This window comes from Limosilactobacillus viscerum (genome assembly GCF_947387525.1).
Lineage (GTDB): Bacteria > Bacillota > Bacilli > Lactobacillales > Lactobacillaceae > Limosilactobacillus > Limosilactobacillus viscerum.
Genome location: NZ_CANDNW010000070.1, coordinates 1 through 783, shown reverse-complemented (window position 1 = coordinate 783; position 783 = coordinate 1). Strand labels below are relative to the sequence as shown.

The 783-nt window shown below is 40.2% G+C and carries 1 protein-coding gene; it reads right to left on the bottom strand.

Annotated features, from left to right (window positions below; translation table 11 throughout):
- Positions 1-30 precede the first annotated feature (30 nt).
- On the bottom strand, positions 31-783 hold a 753-nt coding region (locus QOS07_RS09280; RefSeq protein WP_283588651.1), incomplete at its 5' end, for an IS30 family transposase.

Below are 783 nucleotides of genomic sequence, written 5' to 3'. Positions count from 1 at the left end.
GGCAGATTGCAAGAAATAACTTGAACAAATTTAGTAACGCAGATTACGCAAAAAGATCTCAATTGGTGTTCGCCAATCTAAACATTTGAGTGGTCGGGAATTCAAATACCAGTTAATTTGGATCAATTCATCATCAGTAATTTCATCAATTGGTTGACCTTTGGGAATGAAGCGGCGTAGTACTCGGTTGCGATTTTCATTACTGCCTCGTTCATGTGGAGAATAAGCGTGCGCAAAGTACAGCGGAACACCGGTCTGTTCTTCAATCAAATTGTAGTTGGCGAATTCTTTCCCATGGTCAACAGTAAGGGTCTTGAGATTATCTCCTAACTGGTTAGCCAATTCTAAAATAGCCTTGGTCATTGAAGTACTATCTCGTCCATTAAGCCGTTTAACGATGGTAAGCCGACTCTTACGCTCGACAAACGTAGCTACTGCTTGACCTTTACGTTTTCCAGATAAAACTGTATCAGCTTCAAAATGACCTGAAGTATTACGATCAGAAATTTCAGCTGGACGATCTTCGATGGAACGTCCATGACTAAAAGTACCACGGGTTTCTTTAGCTCGTTTGCGACGAATACCATGGTCAGGTAAATCAGTCACATTAATATCCAGTAGTCCCCGATCAATCCAGTTATAGATGGTTTTGTAGGCAATTCTAACTACATGCGCCACTTGTTCAATTGACCATTTTTGGATCTTGATTTTTTCTTCAATCAATCGCTTTAGGTTAGTCGTTAAGGTGGTTTTACGACCACGATGACTAAGTTTAACTTCATG